Raw genomic sequence first — 19319 nt, 5'->3', positions numbered from 1 at the left:
CTTCCCCTTCTCCGGATGCTCTACTGGGTCACTTCTTTACACGAACAGTCTTTGTGGACCGGGTCTCCAGAGTCATCTCATCCGCCTCCGCGACCTTCGTCTTCAACCGCACAGTACCTGTCGCGGCGTCGACCACGTCCACCACCTTCGCAAGCAGTTTCGCAGTATCGGCGTTCCCGGAGGCGTTGGCGAGCTGAACAGCGCGCCCCAGTTTGGCCGTTGCTCCATCGAAATCGCCTGCTTTGCGAAGGTCCAGCCCTTGCTGGATGGCTTGTGCCAGTTCGGCCTGCCCGGTGTAGTGGGCGACCTGGGGGTTGATCGAGGTGGAGGCCACCATGTCGTCGGTCCATACCGCGCGTACCAGGCCCTGCGCCCCCAGGTTCTGTACCGATCCGTCCGGTTGTGGCACGACCAGGGAGACCCGGGCGGCGAGCATCTCCTGGCCGAGCCCGGCCGGCGGGACCTGAACGCACAGGTGGTAGTCGCGGGACTCGTCGCCCCAGGACCCCGTCGGGTAGTCCCCGGCGCGCGGCCCGGCCTCGGTGCGGCGGTCGGTCAAGTCCTCGACCGCGGGCGCCACTTGCTTGACGAAGCGGATGCTCGTGCCGACCGGCGTCCACACCCTGAGCGAGACGTCGGCGACCTCCTTGCCCATCGCCGTCTCCATCATCCGCGTGAAGTCGGCGGCGAGGCCGGCCGGGTCGGCGACGATGTCGGCCGTGCCGAGCAACGCGGAGGCGATCCCTGTGACTTCTTTCACTTCCCAGTCGGTACCCACGCCCCGCGCGTCACAGGTGAACCGTCCGGCACAGGCCTCCAGCGTGGCCCTCAGATCCTCCGGCGACTCGTGCTCGTTGCGGCCGTCGGTGAGCAGGATGCCGTGCCGGATGGTGACGTCCGCCGAGTTCAGCAGCCGGTCCGCCAGGCGCAGCCAGGTGCCGATGGCCGTGCCGCCGCCCGCGCTGAGCCGCCGCAGTGCCTGCTTGGCCTGCTCGCGGGTGGCGGCGTCGGCGACCGCCAGCAGGCCGCCGCCCGGATAGACCTCCTTGGCCACGTGCGTCCCGCCGATCACCGCGAAGTGCGTGCCGTCGCGCAGGGCGTCGATCGCGGCGGCCGTGGCGTCCCGGGCGCCCCGCATCTTGGTCGGGGGGTAGTCCATGGAGCCGGAGCAGTCGACCATGATCGCCACCGCGGCGGACGGGCCGCGGCCCTGCGGGTAGACCGGGGCCGCGGTGCTGCCGACGGTGCCGCCGCCGGTCGCCGTCACGGTGACGATGGCGTTGACCTCGCGCCCGCCCTCGGGCAGGTACTCGTTCTGGTAGACGTCCATCGAGAACTGCGGCACCTGAGGCTTCGCGAAATTGGCCATGCGTACTCAAATCCCCCTCGACCGCCCTGCTGACACAGGGCGATGGCTGTGAAGGGACCGGTCCCCTCCGGTCCTTTGAGGCTTCCCCGCGTCCGCGGCCTCAGGCCGATCCTGCCCCCTGGGGCGGCGCGGGGAACGGCACGACGGCCACTGTTACGTTGTCGTGGCCCCCGCCGTCCAGGGCGTGGCCGACCAGGACCCGGGCGCTGTGCAGCGGGCGCGCGGCCGCGTCCGCGGGGATGACCTCGGACATCTCCTCGGCCGTCTCGGCGTAGTTCCACAGGCCGTCGGTGCACACCACCACGACACCGGACCGGTCCGGCTTGAAGGACGCGGTGTGCGGCTCCAGTTCGTAGGCGTCCGCGCCGAGCCAGCCGGTGATCGCGTGGGCGCGCTCGTCGGCATACGCCTCGGCCTCGCTCATCAGACCGGCGGCGACCATCTGCGCGGCCCACGAGTCGTCCTCGGTCAGCCGGGCCGCGGGGGCGCCGCGGTCGTCCGGCACCCAGTAGACGCGGCTGTCGCCGACCCAGCCGACGACCAGCAGCCCGGCGGCGACCACCGCGCCGACGATCGTGCAGGCCGGGGCGTTCTGGTGCGGGGCGTGCTCGCGGGCCGTGGCGGGTTCCTCGGCGAGCGCGTTGACGGCCTGGGCGGCGGCGACGATCGCCTCGTGCATCGCCGTCTGCGGATGCGTGCCGCGCGGCAGTGCGGCCAGCAGGGTGTCACCGGCCGCCTGGGACGCGGCCGTCGACGCGTCGTCGGGGCGGGTCGCGGAGGACACACCGTCGCAGACGATCGCGAGGACGGCCGGGGTGCCGTCGGGCAGCGTGGTCCGGCCGACGGTGAAGGCGTCCTCGTTGCGGTGGTGGCGCAGGCCCCGGTCGCTGACGGCGGCCACCGGGCCCGACTCGCGTTCCACGTGGTCGCGTTCACGGGGCTGGGCGTGCCCGCAGTTCTCGCAGTAGCCGTCGCTGTCCACCCGGCCCGCCCGGCAGGCCACACACACCTGTGCGGGCTCCTCGGGTGCGGCGGTGTTCTCGGGGTTCTCGGCCACGCGCGGGTCGGGCGCCTGCAGCGGGTACTCCTCGGGCTCCGCGGGCCGGTCGAAGCGCACCCCGGAACCGGCCTGCTGCTCCGCACCCCCTTGAGGACCGGACTCGTGCTCGGGCAGCGGTGTGCCGCCGGAGTCGGTGCCGGGCAGGTCGGCCGGCAGATGCACCGCCGGCGGGGTGCCGGAGCCCTCCGGCTCGGGGGCGGGCCAGTCCACGCCGTCCCCGGAGGAGCCGGTCGCGGAGCCGGTCATGGTGAGCGTCGGATGGTCCTGCGGCGGCGCGGGTACGACGGAGAGGTCGTACCCGCACGCTCCGCAGAAGAGGTCGCCCGACTCGACGGGCTCCGCGCAGCTCGGGCACTTCGACAGTGCGGCCTGCTGGGGCATCTGCGACATCAACTACACCCACGTCCGGGGGCGGTAACGGTTCGCCCGTTCCACCAGTTCGATCCTCTCCTCGCCGCCGGGCGCCAGCCGGGCCAGCGTGCGGTAGGCGCGCTCCAGGCCGAAGCGGAGGCCCCGCTCGTCCAGACCGCTGCCCAGCAGCACCCGTCCGCCGGCGGCTTGCCGGGTGCCCTGGCCTCCGGAGAGTATCCAGTCCAGCGCCGAGCCGAGCACTTCCGTGGCCAACTGTTCGCGCCGCGCCGGGTCCAGGCCGTACGCGTCCAGCGCCTCGACCTGCCCGGCGGCGGCGGTCAGGTCGTCCAGGAACGGTACGTCACCGCCGTCCGCGGTGCGCTGTCTGAGCCGCGCCCGGACGGCGGCGACCCGGGCGGCCGTGTAGTGGATGGAGGACTCCGGCACCGACTCCAGGGTCCGCACGGCGCCGTGCCGGTTCCCGGCCGCGAGCTGCACCCGGGCGAGCCCGAAGGCGGCGCTCACAAAGCTCGGGTCGGTCGCCCACACCAGGTGGTAGTACTCGGCCGCGTTGTCCAGCTGGCCCAGGATCTCCGCGCACAGGCCGAGCGCGAGCTTGGGCGCGGCCTCACCGGGGAAGGCGTCGTAGATCGCGTCGAAGGCGAGCGCGGCGCCCTCGAAGTCACCGGTGACCAGGGCGACCACACCCCGGTACCACACCACCCGCCAGTCGTCGGGCCGTTCCTCGTCCAGTGTGGCCAGGCTCATCAGCGCGGCCTGGTGGTCTCCGCTCTCCAGCCGGGCGCGGATCTGCCGGAGCCGGGTCTCCACGGTCCGCGCGGGCGCCGCGTCGAGCGCGCTGATCAGCTCGGCCGGCGCGGAGGCGAGCAGACCGGCCAGGAAGCCCGCGCTCGGGTCGCCCGGGTCGACCAGCGGGACCGGCAGGGCGAGGGCGGTGGCGGGGGTGTCGACGGCCTTGACGAGAGCGGCCGGAAGCGGCGCCGGGGCGCCGTGCGGCACGGGTGCCGGCACGGCCCCGCCGACTCCCGGACCGGGGGCTCCCGGCGCGGACCCGCCGGCGGCCGCGGCGGCTCCGGACCCGGACCCGGGACCGGCCGCCCCTGGCGCGAGCCCACCGGCTCCGGGACCGGGCGTCCCCGGCGCGGGCACACCGGCACCGGTGGCCGTGCCCGTGGCCGTCCGCTTCCGGCCCCGTACCTCGCGCGCCCCCAGCAGGGACACGTCACCGTCCAGCCTGGGGAACAACTCCCGGTCGATGACCCTGACTTCGGGACCGAACAGCGTCGACAGGGCGGGCCGCGCGTGCCCGGTCTGCAGTGAGACCACCTCCCGCAGCACGCCGGTCAGCTGCTCGGCCATCTCCTGCGCGGAGGCGAACCGGCGGGCGGGGTCGGGGTCGGTGGCGCGGACCAGGAGCCGGTAGAAGGACTCGTAGCGGCGGAAGACGTCGATGGTGTCCGGGTCGGGCAGGGAGTCCGCGTAGACGTTCGTGTAGCCCTGGAAGTCGAAGGTGAGCACGGCGAGCGTACGGCCCACGGTGTACAGGTCGCTCGCCACCGACGGACCCACCTCGGCGACCTCCGGCGCCTGGTAGCCGACCGTGCCGTAGATCGCCGACTCCTCGTCGTCCATGCGGCGCACCGCGCCCATGTCGATCAGCTTGAGCTGGTCCTCGGTCTGGATGGCGTTGTCGACCTTGAAGTCGCAGTACAGGAGGTTGCGGCTGTGCAGGTGACCGAGGGCCTCGAGCGCCTCGATGCCGTACGCGCAGGCCTGCTCCACCGGCAGCGGATCGCGCCGGCCGTCCGGCGTGCGGCGGGCGTTGGCGATCTCCTTCAGGGACTTGCCGCCGACGTACTCCATGACGATGTAGCCGTCGAGGGAGCCGGTGCGCTGGTCGAGGTGCTCGACGAAGTTGTAGATCCGCACGATGTTGGCGTGCTCGATCTCCGCGAGGAAGCGCCGCTCGGAGATCGCCGCCGCCATCGCGTCCTGGTCGCCGGTGTCCAGCAGACCCTTGAGGACCACCCACCGGTCGGAGACGGCCCGGTCCACGGCGAGGTAGATCCAGCCGAGCCCGCCGTGCGCGAGGCAGCCGGCGACCTCGTACTGGCCGTGCACGATGTCCCCGGCCCTGAGCTTGGGCACGAAGGAGTACGGGTGGCCGCACTTGGTGCAGAAGCCTTCCGTGCGCCCCGGGTGGTCGCCCCGGGCCCGGCCCACCGGCACCCCGCAGTCCGAGCGCGAGCAGAACCGCTTCCGCTCGGGCACCTCCGGGTTGTCCAGCACCATCGCGCGCGGGTCGGGCCGGGGCACCTGCGGCACGCTCACCAGCCCGGCGCCGAGCCGCCCGCGCGTGGAGGCGCCGGAGGAGGAGCCGGAGCTGCGCACCGACACCGAGCGCCCGGTGGACCGGCCCGACAGGGACCGGGAGAGCCGCCCGGACACCGAGCGGCGCGACTTCGAGGACTGCGAGGACGTACGCGAGCTGCTGCGGGAACTGCCGCTGTCCGCCGCGCCCTTGGTGAGCCCGGTGGGCGGTGAGCCGACCATGCCTCCCCCAGAGGGGGGACCCCCAGCCGACACCACCGGTGCCAGCCCGCAGGTGTCGCAGTACAGCTCACCGCCGCCGACGTCCTCGTACGACCCCTCGCAGGCCGGCCGCTGACAGGACTGCCCCGGCTGACTCATGGCTGCTCCCCCTTACGGACCTCCGGTGCGCCCGCGCCGCCGAGCAGCTCGGACGCCAGCTGCTGGTAGCGCAGCACGGCCTGTTCGGCCACCCGCAGGTCACAGGGCGCGCTCCACAGCATCCGCCGGGCCGCGTCGTACCGCTCGACCAGGAACGGGTCCTCGGCGAGCCCGTGCCGGGCGACCTTCGCCTTGTAGGCGTCCAGCCGGCCGCGCAGTTCGGCGCGGACCGCGAGCGGCGCGGTGACGGCGGTCAATGACTCGCGGGCGCGCAGCAGTTCGTCCTCGGCCTTCTGCTCCAGCGACTCCAGCAGCGGGGACAGCCGGTGCCACTGGGCCTGCCGCCGGTACTCGGCCGCCGTCGCCAGCTGCTCCTGCAGCACCGTCGGCGGGCCGCTGACCACCGGCACCTCGGTCGCCGCGATCTTCGCCAGCACCTCGCCGCGCGCGGTGCGGGCCTCGGCGAGGGTGCGGTCCGCGCGCGAGAGCACGTCCCGCAGCCGGATCAGCCGCGCCTCCGCGTCCTGCCGGACCGTCAGCACGGCGTCGATCTCCCGGCGCACCTCCTCCAGGGCGCGTGCCTCACGGTCGTACACCATGGTGTCCGGACGGCCGCCGCCCGGCGCCGAACTGCCCTCGGCCGGCACCCAGAAGGCGAGCGGGTCCGCGACGACGTCCTCCCGCAGCCTGGTGAGCGTGCGTGTGATCCGCTCCAGGTCGTCACCCGCCGGGTGCTCGCCGGGGCGTACGCCGACGGAGTGCGCGAGCGTCCGGGTGCGCTGGAGTTCCGCGGCGAGTAAATCGATCCGCGCGGGCAGCGCCGACCACACCGCGTCGGCGGCGACGACCAGGTCCAGGCTCGTCGCGTACAGCTCGTTCATCCGGTCCACCAGCGCGGCCAGCGAGAAGGACTCGCTGAGCCGGCCGTTCCCGGCGACGGTCACGGACTGCCCGCGCAGCAGCTCGGTCAGCTCCAGCAGGTCCTCACGGCTGGACCAGCGGCGCCGGGCGCGGATCTCCCGGGCGGAGCGCAGCGCGTCCGCGTAGGCGTCGAAGTACCCCCACAGCAGGGTGATCCGCGCCTCCGTGGCCTGCCAGCGTTCCCTGGTCACGCCGGCCAGTTCGGCGCCTTCGAGGAGTCTGCGGCCCGCGTGGTCCTGCAGCGCCAGCAGCGAGGTCTCGATCGCCTCGTGCTCCTGGCCGAGCCGCGCCAGCGCACGGTCCACCTCGTCCCGGTCCATTACCGGCCCGGCGGGGTCCGTGACGCCCATCGATCACCTCTCGCTGCGTTTCAGTGTTCCGGTCTTCCGGTCGGATGTGGCTCAACTCGTCCGCAGATAGCGCGGCGCGGGCGGCTTGGACGCGCTCGAGTCCTTCCCCAGTGTCGCCGACAGCCACGTGTCGTACGACGCCTGCCAGCCGCTGGCGCGGTAGCCCACCAGAACGCGATTGACCCGGCGTACCAGATCGGAGGCGTCCTTCTTCATCGCCACGCCGTAGTACTCGGCGGTGAAGGCCCCGCCCTTCAGTTCGACGGTCGGGTCCTGCGCGGCCTGGCTGGCGGCGAGCGCGCCGTCGGTCACCACCGCGTCCGCCTCGCCGAGTTGCAGCCTGACCAGGCAGTCCAGCTGGTTCGGGACGGTGGTGGAGATGTCGGTGGAGGCGGGCAGGGCGCCGCTCTTCCGGTCGGCGTCCAGCTTGGTGTACGCCGTCGAACCGGCCGCCGTGCAGACCCTCTTGTGCGCCAGGGTGTCGTTGTATCCCGTGATCGAGGACGACTTCGGCGCGAGGACCTGCTGCCCGGTCTTGAAGTACGGCGCGGAGAACGCGACCTGGAACAGCCGGTCGCAGGTGATGGTCATGGTCCGCACGACCATGTCCACCCGCCCGTCCTGGATCGCGGAGATCCGCTGGCTGGTCGGTATCGCCTTGAACTGCACCGCGTCCGGGTCGCCGAGGAGGTCCTGCGCGATCCGGTGCACCAGGTCGATGTCGAAGCCCTCCAGCTCCGTGCCCTCGGTGTTCGGGTTGCGGTAGCCCCAGTGGTAGCTGTTCTGGTCGACACCGACGATCAGCTTGCGCCGGGCGCCGGTACGGGCCTTGATCGCGTCGATGGTCGGCCCGTCCGCGCCGGACGGCGACAGGGTCTGGTCCTGCGCCTCGGAGTCCTTGCAGTCCCCGGCGCGGGCCTGGATGGCGGCGGCCACCGGCTGTCCGGCGGCCCTGCCCCCGGCCGGTGCCTTCTGGGTGCACGGCAGCAGCAGGGCGAAGGCGAGGGCGAGCGCGCACAGCACCGCCATCGCGCCGACCCCGCCCCAGCCCCGCAGGGAGGCCCGTACACGTGCCGCGTACGCCGCGTACATCGTCATGCCCCCTGTCACCGGTACTCCGAGAGTCTGCGCCCGATGCCGGCCAGCGCGCCGGCCGCGCCGAGCACCGCGAGCACGGCCGCGCCCGCCGGCAGCCCCGTCATCGCGTCCCGGCCGGCACCGGCGGCCCGCTGGAACTCGCCCTGCTCATGGTCGATGGCCTGGGCGAGATTGCGGTCGACGCTGTCGAAGCACTCACCGGTGGCGCCCTTGGCGCCGATGACCTTGTCCAGCGCCTGCTGGTAGTTGCCGTTCTCGTCCTCGGTGCGGGCGGAGGCGTGGCGCTGCTTCCACACCGCCATGTTCCCCTCGGCCGCCTTCACCGGCGTACGGCCGCCCTGGTCCTCGGCGAGGGTCTCCGCCCCGGTCAGGCCCTTGCCGAGCACGGCCATGTCCTTGTCGAAGTCGTAGTAGTAGGCGTCGTACGTCTTTCCGCCCACCGTGAGGGTCTCGGCGCCGCGCGCGACCAGGCTCAGGTTCTCGTTCCCGCGCGCCTTCAGGGAGGCGATCCGGGCGTCGTGCAGCACGGTCAGCGAGCGGACGCCGTGGTCGTAGGAGCCGTTCAGCTCCGCGCGGGCCACCGCGTGTCCGACGACCAGCCACAGCAGGGCGACGGCGGTGCCGGCGCTGGCCGCGACCAGGCCGTGGTTGAGCACGCGGTTCGTCCGCCGGTACGAGCGGTGCTGGGCCCAGCCGAGCGCGGCCAGCGCGAGCACACCGAGCGCGATGGCGATCCACGGGTACGGCGTCGCGGACGCGTAGTCGGCTTCGAGCCGGGTGTTCTCCTTGGTGTAGAGATCCTCCGCCGCCGGGAGCATGTCCTTCTGCATCTTCTCGTTGGCGTACCGCAGATAGGCGCCGCCGACCGGATATCCCTGCCGGTTGTACGTCCGGGCGCGCTCGACGAGCCCCTTGTACTCGGGCAGCAGCTTGTTCAGCTTGGCGATCGTCGCCTCGGAGGCCGAGCCCGGCTCGGCGTTGGCGGCGGCGGTCACCAGTCCCGCGGCGGCGGTCCGGATGTCCTTCTCGTACCGGTCCCGGGAGGCGGCCGTCTCCTGGCCGCCCGCCAGGAACGCGCTGGAGGCGGCCGTGTTGGCGTCGGCCAGCGACCGGTAGATGTCAGCGGCACCGGAACTGAGCGGCTGACTGCGGTGCAGCACGTCGTCGGCGGCGGCGGCCCGCTCACTGGCCTGCCAGGCGGTGACCGCGCCGAACGCCACGACCAGCAGTGCCAGCACGGCTCCGATGATCCGCAGCCGCCCCGGCTCGGTGGTCGCCGCGGCCCGCAGCCGGTCGACCCCCTCGGCGAGGGCGCTCCGCCGGGCGGGCGGCACGGGGGAGCCCACGGCGGCCGGCCGGGCGGGCTGCGCGGGGATGCCGGGGGCGGCGGGCACACCGGGGCCCGCCACCGGCGGTGCTGCGCTCTTCGGCGGGTGTGTCACTTGACCTCCCCCATGGTCATCCGTTCGCCGCCAAGTATCACCGCACGGACTGACATCCGCACCGGCCTTCACTGGATCTTGATCGGATCGCAGTGTGTCCGACGGCGTGCGGTGCCCGGCGCACCACCCCCTGCGAAGGAACACGCCGGTCCGGGCGGATCGGTTCCCCGGCCCGGCGGGTGCGTGCCGGGCCGGGGAACCGTTTCGCCCTGGCGGTGGCTCAGCCGGCGCTGTCGCAGCTGGTGAAGGTGTCGCTGGTCTGCGCGAGATAGATGCTGGCGCCGCCCCGGTCGTCGGTGCGCAGCGGGACCGTCAGGGTGTCGTCGGCGGTCCAGGCGTACCCGTTCACGTCGAACGTCCACGTGCCGGTGACCCTCGTCGCCAGCTCCGACAGGGCGACCCAGCCGTACTGCCGCGGCGGCACCGTGACGGTGAGGCTGTTGCCGAGGTCCTCGACGAGGTTCTGCGAGACGCTGCCGGTGATCTGCTGGCTGACCTGGGCGGTGACCGGGGACGCCCCGCCGGCGCCGAGCGAGGCGCTGAAGGTGAAGCCGAGCGTGGACGTCCAGCCGGTCGTCCGGTTCATGGTGAACGTCCACGGCACCGGCGCCGACGTGCCGTTGTACCAGACCGGCGAGACGCACTTCCTGGGCAGCGGCGCCGCCGGGGTCTGGGACCGGGTGCGCCAGGAGCAGCTGGAGGTGTCCTTCACGCAGCGCGCCGCCGCGTAGTCGACGGCCGCGGCGACGGCGGCGTCCTGGGCGCCGGCGGGCAGCCGCCACTGCTGCGCCCTGGTGCCGTTGCAGTCGTAGGTGTCGGTCCAGGCGTCGTCGTACCGGGCGTCGTACCAGACGTCCAGGCACTTGCCGTCGCGGGCGCCCCGGATCATGAAGGCGCCGGGGGTGCCGGTGACCGGCTGGAAGAACCAGCGTTCCGTGGCCCGGCCGTCACAGGACTGCTGTCTGAGCGGCAGCCCGGCGTCCGCGCACTTGCCGGTGTCGTTGTTGACGAGGGTGAAGGAGCCGTCGGTGCCGGTGAGGTTCGCGCTCCACCTCTGGTGGTGACCGGGGGCGGAGTTGGTGACCAGGAAGACACCGTCGCCGGTGTTGCCGTTCTGGACGTCGAGGTTGCGGTCATTGCTCAACGACGTCAGGGACAGGTCCTTCAGCGCGGACGGGTCCGCGCCCGCCTTCGCCGCGGCGCTCGCGGGGTGTGCTGCGAGTCCCACGAGCGCCGCGCTCGCGGCCAGAGCGGCGGCTGCCGTACGTCGGAACACAGGCTGTCCTTTCCTTGGCGGTTGGTGCAGACCTGCGTGAAGCTAGCCGTCGCGGTTCCCGGACTTCCCGGATTCCGGGCGATCTTGTGAACAAACCTGCTTTTTCAGGTCAGTGGCTGTTTCCGGACAGCTCCCAGTACCCCCGCGCCCGCGCCCGCGCCGCCGCCCCCGCGCCCAGCCGGTCCAGGCCCAGCAGGGCCGCGCCCAGGACCGGGCTCGCCGTCACCACGCGGACGTCGGCCTTCGGGGCGCGGGCCGTCAGCAGGTCGCGGATGCCGTCGTCGAGCAGGGCGTGGCCGGCCGTCAGGACACTGCCGCCGAGCAGGACCGGCGTCTCCTCGTCGAGCAGCTCCAGGCGGGTCAGCGCCACCGTGGCCATCACCGCCACCTCCTTTGCGAGCCGTGCGACGATCGCGCGGGCCACCGCATCGCCCCCGGCGGCCGTCGCGAACAGCACCGGAGTCAGCTCGTGCCGGCGGTCGTGGCCGACGTGCTCCAGGTGCAGCGCCTCGATCAGCGCGTACATCGTCGGCAGGCCGAAGTGCCCGGGCAGGGTGCGGGCCAGGGCCGTCGGCCCGCCCCGGCCGTCCTCCGCGCGGGCCGCGTGCCACAGCGCCTCCTCGGCCAGCCCCCAGCCCCCGCCCCAGTCACCGGAGATACGGCCGATGGCCGGGAAACGCGCGGTACGGCCGTCCGGGCGCATGCCGACGCAGTTGATGCCGGCACCGCACACCACGGCCACCCCGTGCGGCTCGGCGACGCCCGCCCGCAGGATCGCGAAGGTGTCGTTGCGGACCTCCACCGACGCACCCCACCCGCGTGCCCGAAGCGCGGTCGCCAACCGCTCCTCCTCCACGGGAAGGTCCGCGTTGGCCAGGCAGGCCGACACGTGCGCGACCGACGTGACGCCCGCGTCCGCGAAGGCCCGCGCGACCGGCTCGCCCAGCGCGTCCAGCGCCGCCGGCACGCCCACCGCGGGCGGGCGGAAACCGCCGCCGCGGGCCGTGGCCAGGACCTCTCCGGCGGCGGTGACCACGGCCACGTCGGTCTTGCTGTTGCCCGCGTCCACCGCGAGCACGGTCGAGGTCAGGCCCACGCGAGGTGCTCCCGGTTGTGTGCGATCAACTGGTCGGCCAGGGCGTCGGCGTACGTGTACTGGCCGATCAGCGGGTGGGCGAGCAGGGCGCGGAAGACGCGGTCGCGGCCGCCGCGCAGCGCCGCCTCCAGCGCCAGGTCCTCGTACGCCGTCACGTTCGCGATCAGCCCGGCGAACAGCGGGTCCGGCTCCGCTACCGGCAGCGGGGCGGGGCCGTTCGGACCGACCGCCGCCTGGACCTCGATCACCGCGTCGTCGGGCAGGAAGGGCAGTGTGCCCCGGTTGAACGCGTTCACCACCTGGTACGGGCTCCCACCACCGCCGAGCAGCGCCGCCGCAAGGTCCACGGCCGCCTCCGAGTAGTAGGCGCCGCCGCGCTTCGCGAGCAGCGCCGGCTTGTCCTCCAGGGAAGGGTCGCCGTACATCGTCAGCAGCTCACGTTCCATGGCGGCCACTTCGGCGGCGCGGGACGGCTTGGTGCGCAGCTCGCGGACGACCTCGTCGTGGGCGTAGTAGTAGCGCAGGTAGTAGGAGGGGATCACGCCCAGACGGTCCAGCAGGGGGCGCGGGAGGCGCAGGTCGCCGGCGATGGCGTCGCCGTGGTCGGCGAGGAGCTTCGGCAGGACGTCGTCGCCCTCGGGGCCGCCCAGGCGCACACCGGTTTCCCAGGTGAGGTGGTTGAGCCCCACATGGGCGAGATGCACATCCGCCGGGGTCACACCGAGCAGGCCCGCGAACTTCCGCTGGAAGCCGATCGCCACGTTGCACAGCCCGACCGCCCGGTGTCCGGCCTGGAGCAGGGCTCGGGTGACGATGCCGACCGGGTTGGTGAAGTCGATGATCCAGGCGCGGGGGTTGGTACGGCGGACCCGTTCGGCGATGTCCAGGACCACCGGGACCGTGCGCAGCGCCTTGGCGAGGCCGCCCGCACCGGTGGTCTCCTGGCCGATGCAGCCGCACTCCAGCGGCCAGGTCTCGTCCTGCTGCCGGGCCGCCTGTCCGCCGACGCGCAGCTGGAGCAGCACGGCGTCGGCGCCGTCGACGCCCGCGTCCAGGTCGGCGGTGGTGACGATCCGGCCGCCGTGGCCCTGCTTGGCGAAGATGCGCCGGGCCAGGCCGCCGACCAGTTCCAGGCGTTCGGCGGCCGGGTCCACGAGGACCAGTTCCTCGACGGGCAGGGTGTCCCTGAGGCGTGCGAATCCGTCGATGAGTTCGGGGGTGTAGGTCGAGCCTCCGCCGACCACGGTGAGTTTCATACAGGGTTAACCCTTCACTCCGGTGAGCGTGACGCCTTCCACGAACGCCTTCTGGGCGAAGAAGAACACGAGGACCACGGGGGCCATGACCAGCACCGTCGCGGCCATGGTGAGGTTCCAGTCGGTGTGGTGGGCGCCCTTGAAGGACTCCAGGCCGTAGGACAGGGTCCAGGCGCCGGGGTTCTCGGACGCGTAGATCTGCGGACCGAAGTAGTCGTTCCAGGCGTAGAAGAACTGGAAGAGGGCGACGGCGGAGATGCCCGGCCTGGCCATCGGCAGCACGACCCTGAGCAGGGTCCTGAGGTCTCCGCAGCCGTCGACCTTCGCCGCGTCCAGGTACTCGTTCGGGATCGTCATCAGGAACTGGCGCAGCAGGAAGACGGAGAACGCGTCGCCGAACGCCATCGGAATGATCAGCGGCCACAGCGTTCCGGACAGGTCCAGCTGCTTCGCCCAGAACAGGTACATCGGGATGACGATCACCTGCGGGGGCAGCATCATCATCGAGATCACCAGCATGAGCGACAGGTTGCGGCCCCGGAAGCGGAACTTGGCGAGCGCGTACGCCACCGGGATCGACGACACCACCGTCAGCACCGTGCCGAGGCCGGCGTAGATCAGGGTGTTCTTCCACCAGGTCACAAAGCCGGGCGTGTCGAAGACCTTCGTGTAGTTGGCCCACTCCCAGGTGTGCGGGACCAGATCGCGGCTGAGCGCCTGGGTGTCGCTCATCAGCGAGGTCAGGAAGACGAACACGAAGGGGAGCGTGAAGAACAGCGCGGCGGCCACGCCCAGGGAGTGGACCGCGATCCATTCGAGATGCGCCTTGCGGCGGGTCATACGTCAGTCACCTGCCTGGATGAGACCGCCCCGGCGCCGCATCAGCAGTGCGGTGAACACCATGGACAGCGCGAACAGCACCAGGGCCACCACACAGGCCGAGCCGTAGTCGAAGCGCTGGAAGCCGAGGTTGTAGACGAGCTGGGGGAGGGTGAGCGTGGACTTGTCGGGGTAGCCGGGCTCGAACTGGGTGCCCGCGCCCTGGATCACCCCGGAGGCGACCTTCCCGGCGATCAGCGGCTGGGTGTAGTACTGCATGGTCTGGATCACGCCGGTGACGACGGCGAACATGACGATGGGGGAGATGTTCGGCAGCGTGACGTACCGGAACCGCTGCCACGCCGACGCCCCGTCCAGCTCGGCCGCCTCGTACTGCTCGGCCGGCACGTCCAGCAGCGCGGCCATGAAGATGACCATCAGGTCGCCGACGCCCCACAACGCCAGCAGGGTGAGGGCCGGCTTGGACCAGGTGGGGTCGTTGAACCAGCCCGGCGCCGGGATGCCGGCCTTCTCCAGGACGGAGTTGACCGGTCCCGTGCCGGGGTTGAGGAGAAACGCGAAGGCCATGGTCGCCGCGACCGGCGGGGCGAGGTACGGCAGGTAGAACAGGGTCCGGAAGACCCCCGTCGCGGTTTTGATCCTGGTGATGAGCAGGCCGATACCGAGCCCGAAGACGACCCGGAGGGTCACCATGACCAGGACCAGCCACAGGGTGTTGCGCAGGGCCGGCCAGAACAGCGGGTAGTGCGCGAAGACGTAGGTCCAGTTCCTGCCCCCGCTCCACGTCGGCGCTCGGAAGCCGTCGTAGTGCATGAAGGAGAAGTAGACGGTCGAGATCATCGGGTACGCGAAGAAGACCGCGAAGCCGATCAGCCAGGGCGACATGAAGGCGGCCGTGCGAAGCGCCGAGCGGCGGCGTTTCGACGCCGGAGTGACCGTAGCCATCGGCTACTTCGCCTGCGCGATGTCCGTGTCGATCTGGGCGGCCGCTTTCCTCAGGCCGGCCTTCAGATCGGTGACCTTGCCGCTTTCGTAGTCGTAGCCGAGCTGCTGGATCGTCACCAGGTACTGGCCGCCGTTGAGGGAGGCGGGAGACGTGGTGGAGTCCGGGTCGGCGGCGATGTCGAGGAACGTCTTGAAACGCGGGTCGTACGTCAGCTTCGGGGACTTCAGGGCGGCCAGCGTGGAGGGCACGTTGTGGATTCCGTTGGCGAATCCGACCACGGCGTCCGTGTCCGTGGTGACGTACTTGACGAATTCCCAGGCCGCGTTCTGCTTGTGGCTGGTGGCGGCGATGCCCGCGATGGTGCCGGTGATGTAGCCCTTGCCGTACTGGCTCACCTGGTCGTCGGGGACGGGCAGCGGGGCGACGCCGATCTCGAAGTCCGGCTTGGTCTGCTCGGCCATTCCGAGCCGCCACTCGCCGTCCAGCTGCATGGCGACCTGACCGGTGTGAAAGGGGTGCTTGGGGCCCCACTCGTCGCCGAGCGTCGCCCGGAACCTCTCCAGCTTCTGGAATCCGCCGAGTTCGTCCACGAGCCGCTTCTGCAGCTCGAAGCCCTTCTGGAACGCCGGGTCCTCGGCGAGGTCCGACTTTCCGTTCTTGTCGAAGTACGTCGGCGAGAACTGCCCGAAGTAGTGCTCGGTGGTGGTCTCCCAGCCGTGGTAGTCCGGCATGAAGCCCAGCTGCTTGTAGGAGTCGCCGTCGGGCACGGTCAGCTTCTTGGCGTCGGCCTCGAACGCGGACCACGTCTTCGGCGGGTTCGCGATACCCGCTTTCCTGAACGCCGTCTTGTTGTAGTAGAGCCCGTACGCGTCACCGAGCAGCGGTGCCGTGCAGCGGTTGCCGTCGAACCGGGTGTACTCGTTCATCGGCTTCGGGAAGGTCGCCTGCGGATCGATGCCCGACTTCTTGAAGAAGGGGGAGAGGTCGACCAGCGCGCCGGAGGAACAGAACTTGCCGACGTTGTTGGTCGTGAAGGAGGAGATCACGTCCGGCGCTTTGTCACCCCCGGACCGCAGCGCCTGATTGATCTTGTCGTCGGTCATGTTGCCGACCACGTTCACGTGGATGTTGGGGTGCGCCTTCTCGAAGCCGGCGACCAGCGACCTGACGGCCTTCACCTCGTTCGGCGCGCTCCAGGCGTGCCAGAAGGTGATCGTCGTGTCCTTCGAGGCGTCGTCCGTGGCGCCGGAGCCCGACTGCCCGGTGCAGGCGGTGGCGAACAAGGCGAGGGACGCAGTCATGGCAAAAGCCGCTTTTCGGGCAGCGGAAGGTATGACTTCGGGCATGGCGAGGTCTCCCAGGGGACGGGGACGGGGTCGGGGAAAGCGGGGGTGCTCTAGCGCGAGGTGTCGAAGACTTCGTCGCGGGTGGTGACGAGCGCGGACTCCAACGCGCCGCGCAGTACGGGGTGTTCCTGGACGTCGCCGACGACCAGCCGGGGGCGGGCCGCGGCCAGCTCCTCCAGCTCGGCCTGGACGAGGGTGCGCAGCACCTCGCCGCCGGCCGTCAGCGCGGAGCCGCTGAGGACGACGAGTTCGGGGTCGAGGACGGAGACGAGCGAGGCGAGACCGATGGCGAGCCGCGTCGCGTAGCTCTCCAGCAGCTTCCGGTAGGGGCCGCTCGCGTGGTCGGCGGCACGGGCGACGAGTTCGGCGGCGACCTCCGTGCACGGCCCCGACGGCACGTCCTCGATGCCGAGTTCGCGGGCCAGCCCCGGTACGGCCTGGGAGCCGGCCAGCTCCTGGTAGCCACCCGTGTTGGCCTTGGCCACCTGGCGCACCAGGGGTGTCCCGGGCACCGGCAGGAACCCGACCTCGCCGGCGCCGCCGGTCCAGCCGCGGTGCAGCCGGCCGCCGAGGACCAGGGCGGCGCCGAGCCCCTCCTGGTTCCACAGCAGGACGAAGTCCCCGTGGCCCCGGGCGGCCCCGAGCCGCTGTTCGGCGAGGGCGACGAGGTTGACGTCGTTCTCGTACTCGACGGGCATGGGGAGCGCCGCCGCGAGTTCCCCGAGCAGTGTGGGGGAGTGCCAGCCCGGCAGATGGGAGGCGTAGCGCAGCCGCCCGGTGTTCGGGTCGAAGGCGCCCGGGGTGCCGATGACCAGCCGGTGTACGTCGGACCGCGCGAGCCGGGCCGCCTTCACGGCACCGTCGAGCGCGTCGGTGACCTGCTGGACGACGGGCTGCGCCGGGTGCCGCCCCGGTGTGGGCAGTTCGAACTCGCCCACCGTCCGGCCGGTGATGTCGGCGACCGCGGCGCGGATGCGGTCCGGGGTGACGTCGAGCCCGGCGGCGTGCGCGGCTGTGGGGTCGACGGCGTACAGCTGGGCGCTGGGCCCCGGCCGGCCCTCGCTGGTGCCGGTCACCCGGACCAGGCCGGCCGCCTCCAGGCGGGCCAGCAGTTGGGAGGCGGTGGGCTTGGACAGCCCGGTGAGCTTGCCGATCCGGGTGCGCGAGAGCGGTCCGTGCTCCAGCAGGAGGTCCAGTGCGGCACGGTCGTTCATGGCGCGCAGTACACGCGGGGTGCCCGGCGTACCGGCGGTTCCTGCCATGGAGTTCGACACCTGCCTTTCCAGCCACCCAGCTTTTCAGTGACTCGGGCGTGGCGTCCAGCCTTGATCACCGGCCGCGTGGAGATCACTGTTAGGAAAGTTTCCTATCGCGGTGGGAGGAACGTAAGCCCAGGACGAAGGGGGCGTCAATAGACAACGGCCCCGAGGCAACGGAGTCGTTATCTCGGGGCCGGGGCGTCGGGGGGTTCAGCCGTCGAGGAAGGGGGTGGTGGCGAGGGTGGGGTACGGCGCCGGGAGGGGGAGGGGGTCGCCGAGGGTGACCTTGGTGTCCGTCTTGTAGTAGGCCTCGGTCGGGTCGTCACCGGGGAGGACGGGGTCGGTATAACAGTGGGCGGTCTTCGTGTCGCGGTTGATCAGGACGTAGACGGGGATGCCGAGGCGGCATACTCCCCTCGGCGTACTCGGGTCGAATCGGCGCCACCGACGCCTCCTCGATCGCGATCAGCAGATCGATGGGGTCCTGCGTCATCACCGGCTCCGTAAGGGGTTCCGCGCTCGTCGCTGGTTCTCCTTGTCGCGCCGATGCCAGGCTAAGCCCGCTTCGGGCGCCCCGGCAGAACGATGGGGCACCCCGTGCGCACTGCGCGCCGGAATGCCCCACCTGTTCACTCGAACGTGTGTACTGAACCGTTCCGCTACTTCGCCGGAGGCGCCGGTCGCTGGGCAGCGATGGGTGCCGTCGCCGCCGACTGCGCCGAGTCCGCGTTGGCGTACACCGAAGGCGCCGCCACCGCCGCCGCCGGGTCCGGGGTGTCCTCCGCGTCCTCCACGGACGTCGCGCCGCCCATGATGCGGATGCTCGCCCGGTCGAACGCCCGCTTGATCCGCCAGCGCAGCTCCCGTTCGATCGTCAGCGCCTTGCCGGGCATCGTCCTGGCCGAGACCCGCACCACCATGGAGTCGATCAGGACGGAGTCCAGACCGAGCACCTCGACCGGGCCCCACAGCAGCTCGTTCCAGGGCTCTTCCTTGCTCATGTGCTCGGCGACGTCGTCCAGCGTGGCCTTGACCCGGTCCAGGTCCTCGCCCGCCTTCACGGTCACGTCCACCCCGGCCGTCGCCCAGCCCTGCGAGAGGTTGCCTATCCGCTTGACCTCGCCATTGCGGACGTACCAGATCTCGCCGTCCGCCCCGCGCAGCTTGGTCACGCGCAGCCCGACCTCGATCACCTCACCGGTGGCCACCCCCGCGTCGATCACGTCACCGACGCCGTACTGGTCCTCCAGGATCATGAACACGCCGGAGAGGAAGTCCGTGACCAGGTTCCGCGCGCCGAAACCGATCGCCACACCGGCCACACCGGCCGACGCCAGCAGCGGTGCCAGGTTGATCTTGAAGGTGGACAGCACCATCAGTGCGGCCGTACCGAGGATCAGGAAGCTCGCCACCGAGCGCAGTACCGAGCCGATCGCCTGCGAGCGCTGCCGGCGCCGCTCCGCGTTGACCAGCAGCCCGCCCAGCGCCGTGCCGTTCACGGCCTCGGCCGTGCGGCCCATCCGGTCTATCAGCTTGGTTATCGCCCGCCGCACCACCGCGCGCAGCGCCACCGCCACGACCACGACCAGCAGGATCTGCAGCCCCATCGCGAGCCAGGTCGACCAGTTCTGCTCGACCCAGCTCGCCGCGTTCGTCGCGCTCTCCTGGGCGTCCTGGAGCGACGGCACGGCCGGCGTCGAGACCGACGGGGACGGGGACGGGGTCGGCGACGCACCGGCGGCCAGGAGGACGGCGGGCAAGGACGACACGGCAGGTACCTCCAAGGTGCTGCGCGGTCCGTACCGGCGGGGCGGTCACGGTCTTCAAGGTCACGAAAAGGTCACCGGACGGACAGGACCACCACACTAACGGGGCATTGTGTGTGCCCCGCGCGGATCCGCCAAGGAGGGGCGCAGGAGAGACAGGGGTCACCCTGGCTTGAACCGGCCATGATCCGGGGGATGAATCGGATGTGGTCGAAAACACTCCCAGCCCGT

The 19319-nt window shown here is 71.6% G+C and carries 15 protein-coding genes; 1 reads left to right on the top strand and 14 read right to left on the bottom strand.

The window, feature by feature from the left end; all coding sequences use genetic code 11:
- Positions 1-28: 28 nt before the first annotated feature.
- The 3 genes from ACZ7GZ_RS02310 to ACZ7GZ_RS02300 all read right to left on the bottom strand — a co-directional run bounded on the left by ACZ7GZ_RS02310 (position 29) and on the right by ACZ7GZ_RS02300 (position 5198).
- Positions 29-1369, bottom strand: coding sequence for a vWA domain-containing protein (locus ACZ7GZ_RS02310; protein ID WP_471020121.1), 1341 nt, complete (start codon positions 1367-1369; stop codon positions 29-31).
- 100 nt (positions 1370-1469) lie between these two features.
- Positions 1470-2819 carry a PP2C family serine/threonine-protein phosphatase gene (locus ACZ7GZ_RS02305; protein WP_471020120.1) on the bottom strand — a complete coding sequence of 450 codons (1350 nt, stop codon included), beginning with the start codon at positions 2817-2819 and terminating at the stop codon, positions 1470-1472.
- Positions 2820-2822: 3 nt separating this feature from the next.
- Complete coding sequence (locus ACZ7GZ_RS02300; protein ID WP_471020118.1) at positions 2823-5198, bottom strand: serine/threonine-protein kinase; 2376 nt, start codon at positions 5196-5198, stop codon at positions 2823-2825.
- On the opposite strand from ACZ7GZ_RS02300, the gene ACZ7GZ_RS02295 reads away from it, so the two are divergent.
- Positions 5158-5469 carry a hypothetical protein gene (locus ACZ7GZ_RS02295; protein WP_471020116.1) on the top strand — a complete coding sequence of 104 codons (312 nt, stop codon included), beginning with the start codon at positions 5158-5160 and terminating at the stop codon, positions 5467-5469. The genes ACZ7GZ_RS02300 and ACZ7GZ_RS02295 overlap by 41 nt on opposite strands.
- A gap of 19 nt (positions 5470-5488) precedes the next feature.
- On the opposite strand, the gene ACZ7GZ_RS02290 is transcribed toward ACZ7GZ_RS02295, so the two are convergent.
- From ACZ7GZ_RS02290 to ACZ7GZ_RS02240, 11 genes are all read right to left on the bottom strand, one after another.
- Positions 5489-6763: a coiled-coil domain-containing protein gene (locus ACZ7GZ_RS02290; protein WP_471020114.1), complete on the bottom strand. Its 1275-nt coding sequence runs from the start codon at positions 6761-6763 to the stop codon at positions 5489-5491.
- Between the two features lie 51 nt (positions 6764-6814).
- Entirely contained in the window at positions 6815-7861 is a 1047-nt protein-coding gene (locus tag ACZ7GZ_RS02285; RefSeq protein WP_471020113.1) for a glutamate ABC transporter substrate-binding protein, read from the bottom strand.
- Positions 7862-7869: 8 nt separating this feature from the next.
- Positions 7870-9303, bottom strand: coding sequence for a hypothetical protein (locus ACZ7GZ_RS02280; protein ID WP_471020111.1), 1434 nt, complete (start codon positions 9301-9303; stop codon positions 7870-7872).
- 220 nt (positions 9304-9523) lie between these two features.
- A complete protein-coding gene (locus ACZ7GZ_RS02275; protein WP_471020109.1) occupies positions 9524-10579 on the bottom strand; it encodes an RICIN domain-containing protein in 1056 nt (351 codons plus the stop codon).
- A 109-nt stretch (positions 10580-10688) separates the two neighbouring features.
- The gene (locus ACZ7GZ_RS02270) at positions 10689-11675 is read right to left on the bottom strand and encodes an N-acetylglucosamine kinase (RefSeq protein ID WP_471020106.1); all 987 of its coding nucleotides are present in this window, start codon (positions 11673-11675) and stop codon (positions 10689-10691) included.
- Entirely contained in the window at positions 11666-12931 is a 1266-nt protein-coding gene (locus ACZ7GZ_RS02265) for a 6-phospho-beta-glucosidase (RefSeq protein WP_471020103.1), read from the bottom strand. The genes ACZ7GZ_RS02270 and ACZ7GZ_RS02265 overlap by 10 nt, the downstream gene beginning before the upstream one ends.
- Before the next feature lie 6 nt (positions 12932-12937).
- Positions 12938-13771, bottom strand: a complete 834-nt coding sequence (locus ACZ7GZ_RS02260) for a carbohydrate ABC transporter permease (protein ID WP_471020101.1) — start codon at positions 13769-13771, stop codon at positions 12938-12940.
- A gap of 3 nt (positions 13772-13774) precedes the next feature.
- Positions 13775-14716 carry a carbohydrate ABC transporter permease gene (locus tag ACZ7GZ_RS02255; RefSeq protein WP_471020098.1) on the bottom strand — a complete coding sequence of 314 codons (942 nt, stop codon included), beginning with the start codon at positions 14714-14716 and terminating at the stop codon, positions 13775-13777.
- A gap of 3 nt (positions 14717-14719) precedes the next feature.
- Positions 14720-16018: an ABC transporter substrate-binding protein gene (locus ACZ7GZ_RS02250; RefSeq protein ID WP_471020096.1), complete on the bottom strand. Its 1299-nt coding sequence runs from the start codon at positions 16016-16018 to the stop codon at positions 14720-14722.
- A 95-nt stretch (positions 16019-16113) separates the two neighbouring features.
- Positions 16114-17325 carry an ROK family transcriptional regulator gene (locus ACZ7GZ_RS02245; RefSeq protein WP_471020093.1) on the bottom strand — a complete coding sequence of 404 codons (1212 nt, stop codon included), beginning with the start codon at positions 17323-17325 and terminating at the stop codon, positions 16114-16116.
- A gap of 656 nt (positions 17326-17981) precedes the next feature.
- Positions 17982-19091, bottom strand: coding sequence for a mechanosensitive ion channel family protein (locus tag ACZ7GZ_RS02240; RefSeq protein ID WP_471020090.1), 1110 nt, complete (start codon positions 19089-19091; stop codon positions 17982-17984).
- Positions 19092-19319: the final 228 nt, after the last annotated feature.

The organism is Streptomyces sp. NPDC037288, from assembly GCF_055603265.1.
The sequence above is the reverse complement of the archived record's forward strand: the minus strand, read 5'-3'. Positions and strand labels throughout refer to the sequence as shown.

Excerpts from the sequence above, each read along its gene's own strand:
- ACZ7GZ_RS02310 (WP_471020121.1), bottom strand. The coding sequence starts at position 1,369 with ATGGCCAATTTCGCGAAGCCTCAGGTGCCGCAGTTCTCGATGGACGTC.
- ACZ7GZ_RS02250 (WP_471020096.1), bottom strand. The coding sequence starts at position 16,018 with ATGACTGCGTCCCTCGCCTTGTTCGCCACCGCCTGCACCGGGCAGTCG.
- ACZ7GZ_RS02285 (WP_471020113.1), bottom strand. The coding sequence starts at position 7,861 with ATGACGATGTACGCGGCGTACGCGGCACGTGTACGGGCCTCCCTGCGG.
- ACZ7GZ_RS02305 (WP_471020120.1), bottom strand. The coding sequence starts at position 2,819 with ATGTCGCAGATGCCCCAGCAGGCCGCACTGTCGAAGTGCCCGAGCTGC.
- ACZ7GZ_RS02290 (WP_471020114.1), bottom strand. The coding sequence starts at position 6,763 with ATGGGCGTCACGGACCCCGCCGGGCCGGTAATGGACCGGGACGAGGTG.
- ACZ7GZ_RS02260 (WP_471020101.1), bottom strand. The coding sequence starts at position 13,771 with ATGACCCGCCGCAAGGCGCATCTCGAATGGATCGCGGTCCACTCCCTG.
- ACZ7GZ_RS02255 (WP_471020098.1), bottom strand. The coding sequence starts at position 14,716 with ATGGCTACGGTCACTCCGGCGTCGAAACGCCGCCGCTCGGCGCTTCGC.
- ACZ7GZ_RS02265 (WP_471020103.1), bottom strand. The coding sequence starts at position 12,931 with ATGAAACTCACCGTGGTCGGCGGAGGCTCGACCTACACCCCCGAACTC.
- ACZ7GZ_RS02245 (WP_471020093.1), bottom strand. The coding sequence starts at position 17,325 with ATGGCAGGAACCGCCGGTACGCCGGGCACCCCGCGTGTACTGCGCGCC.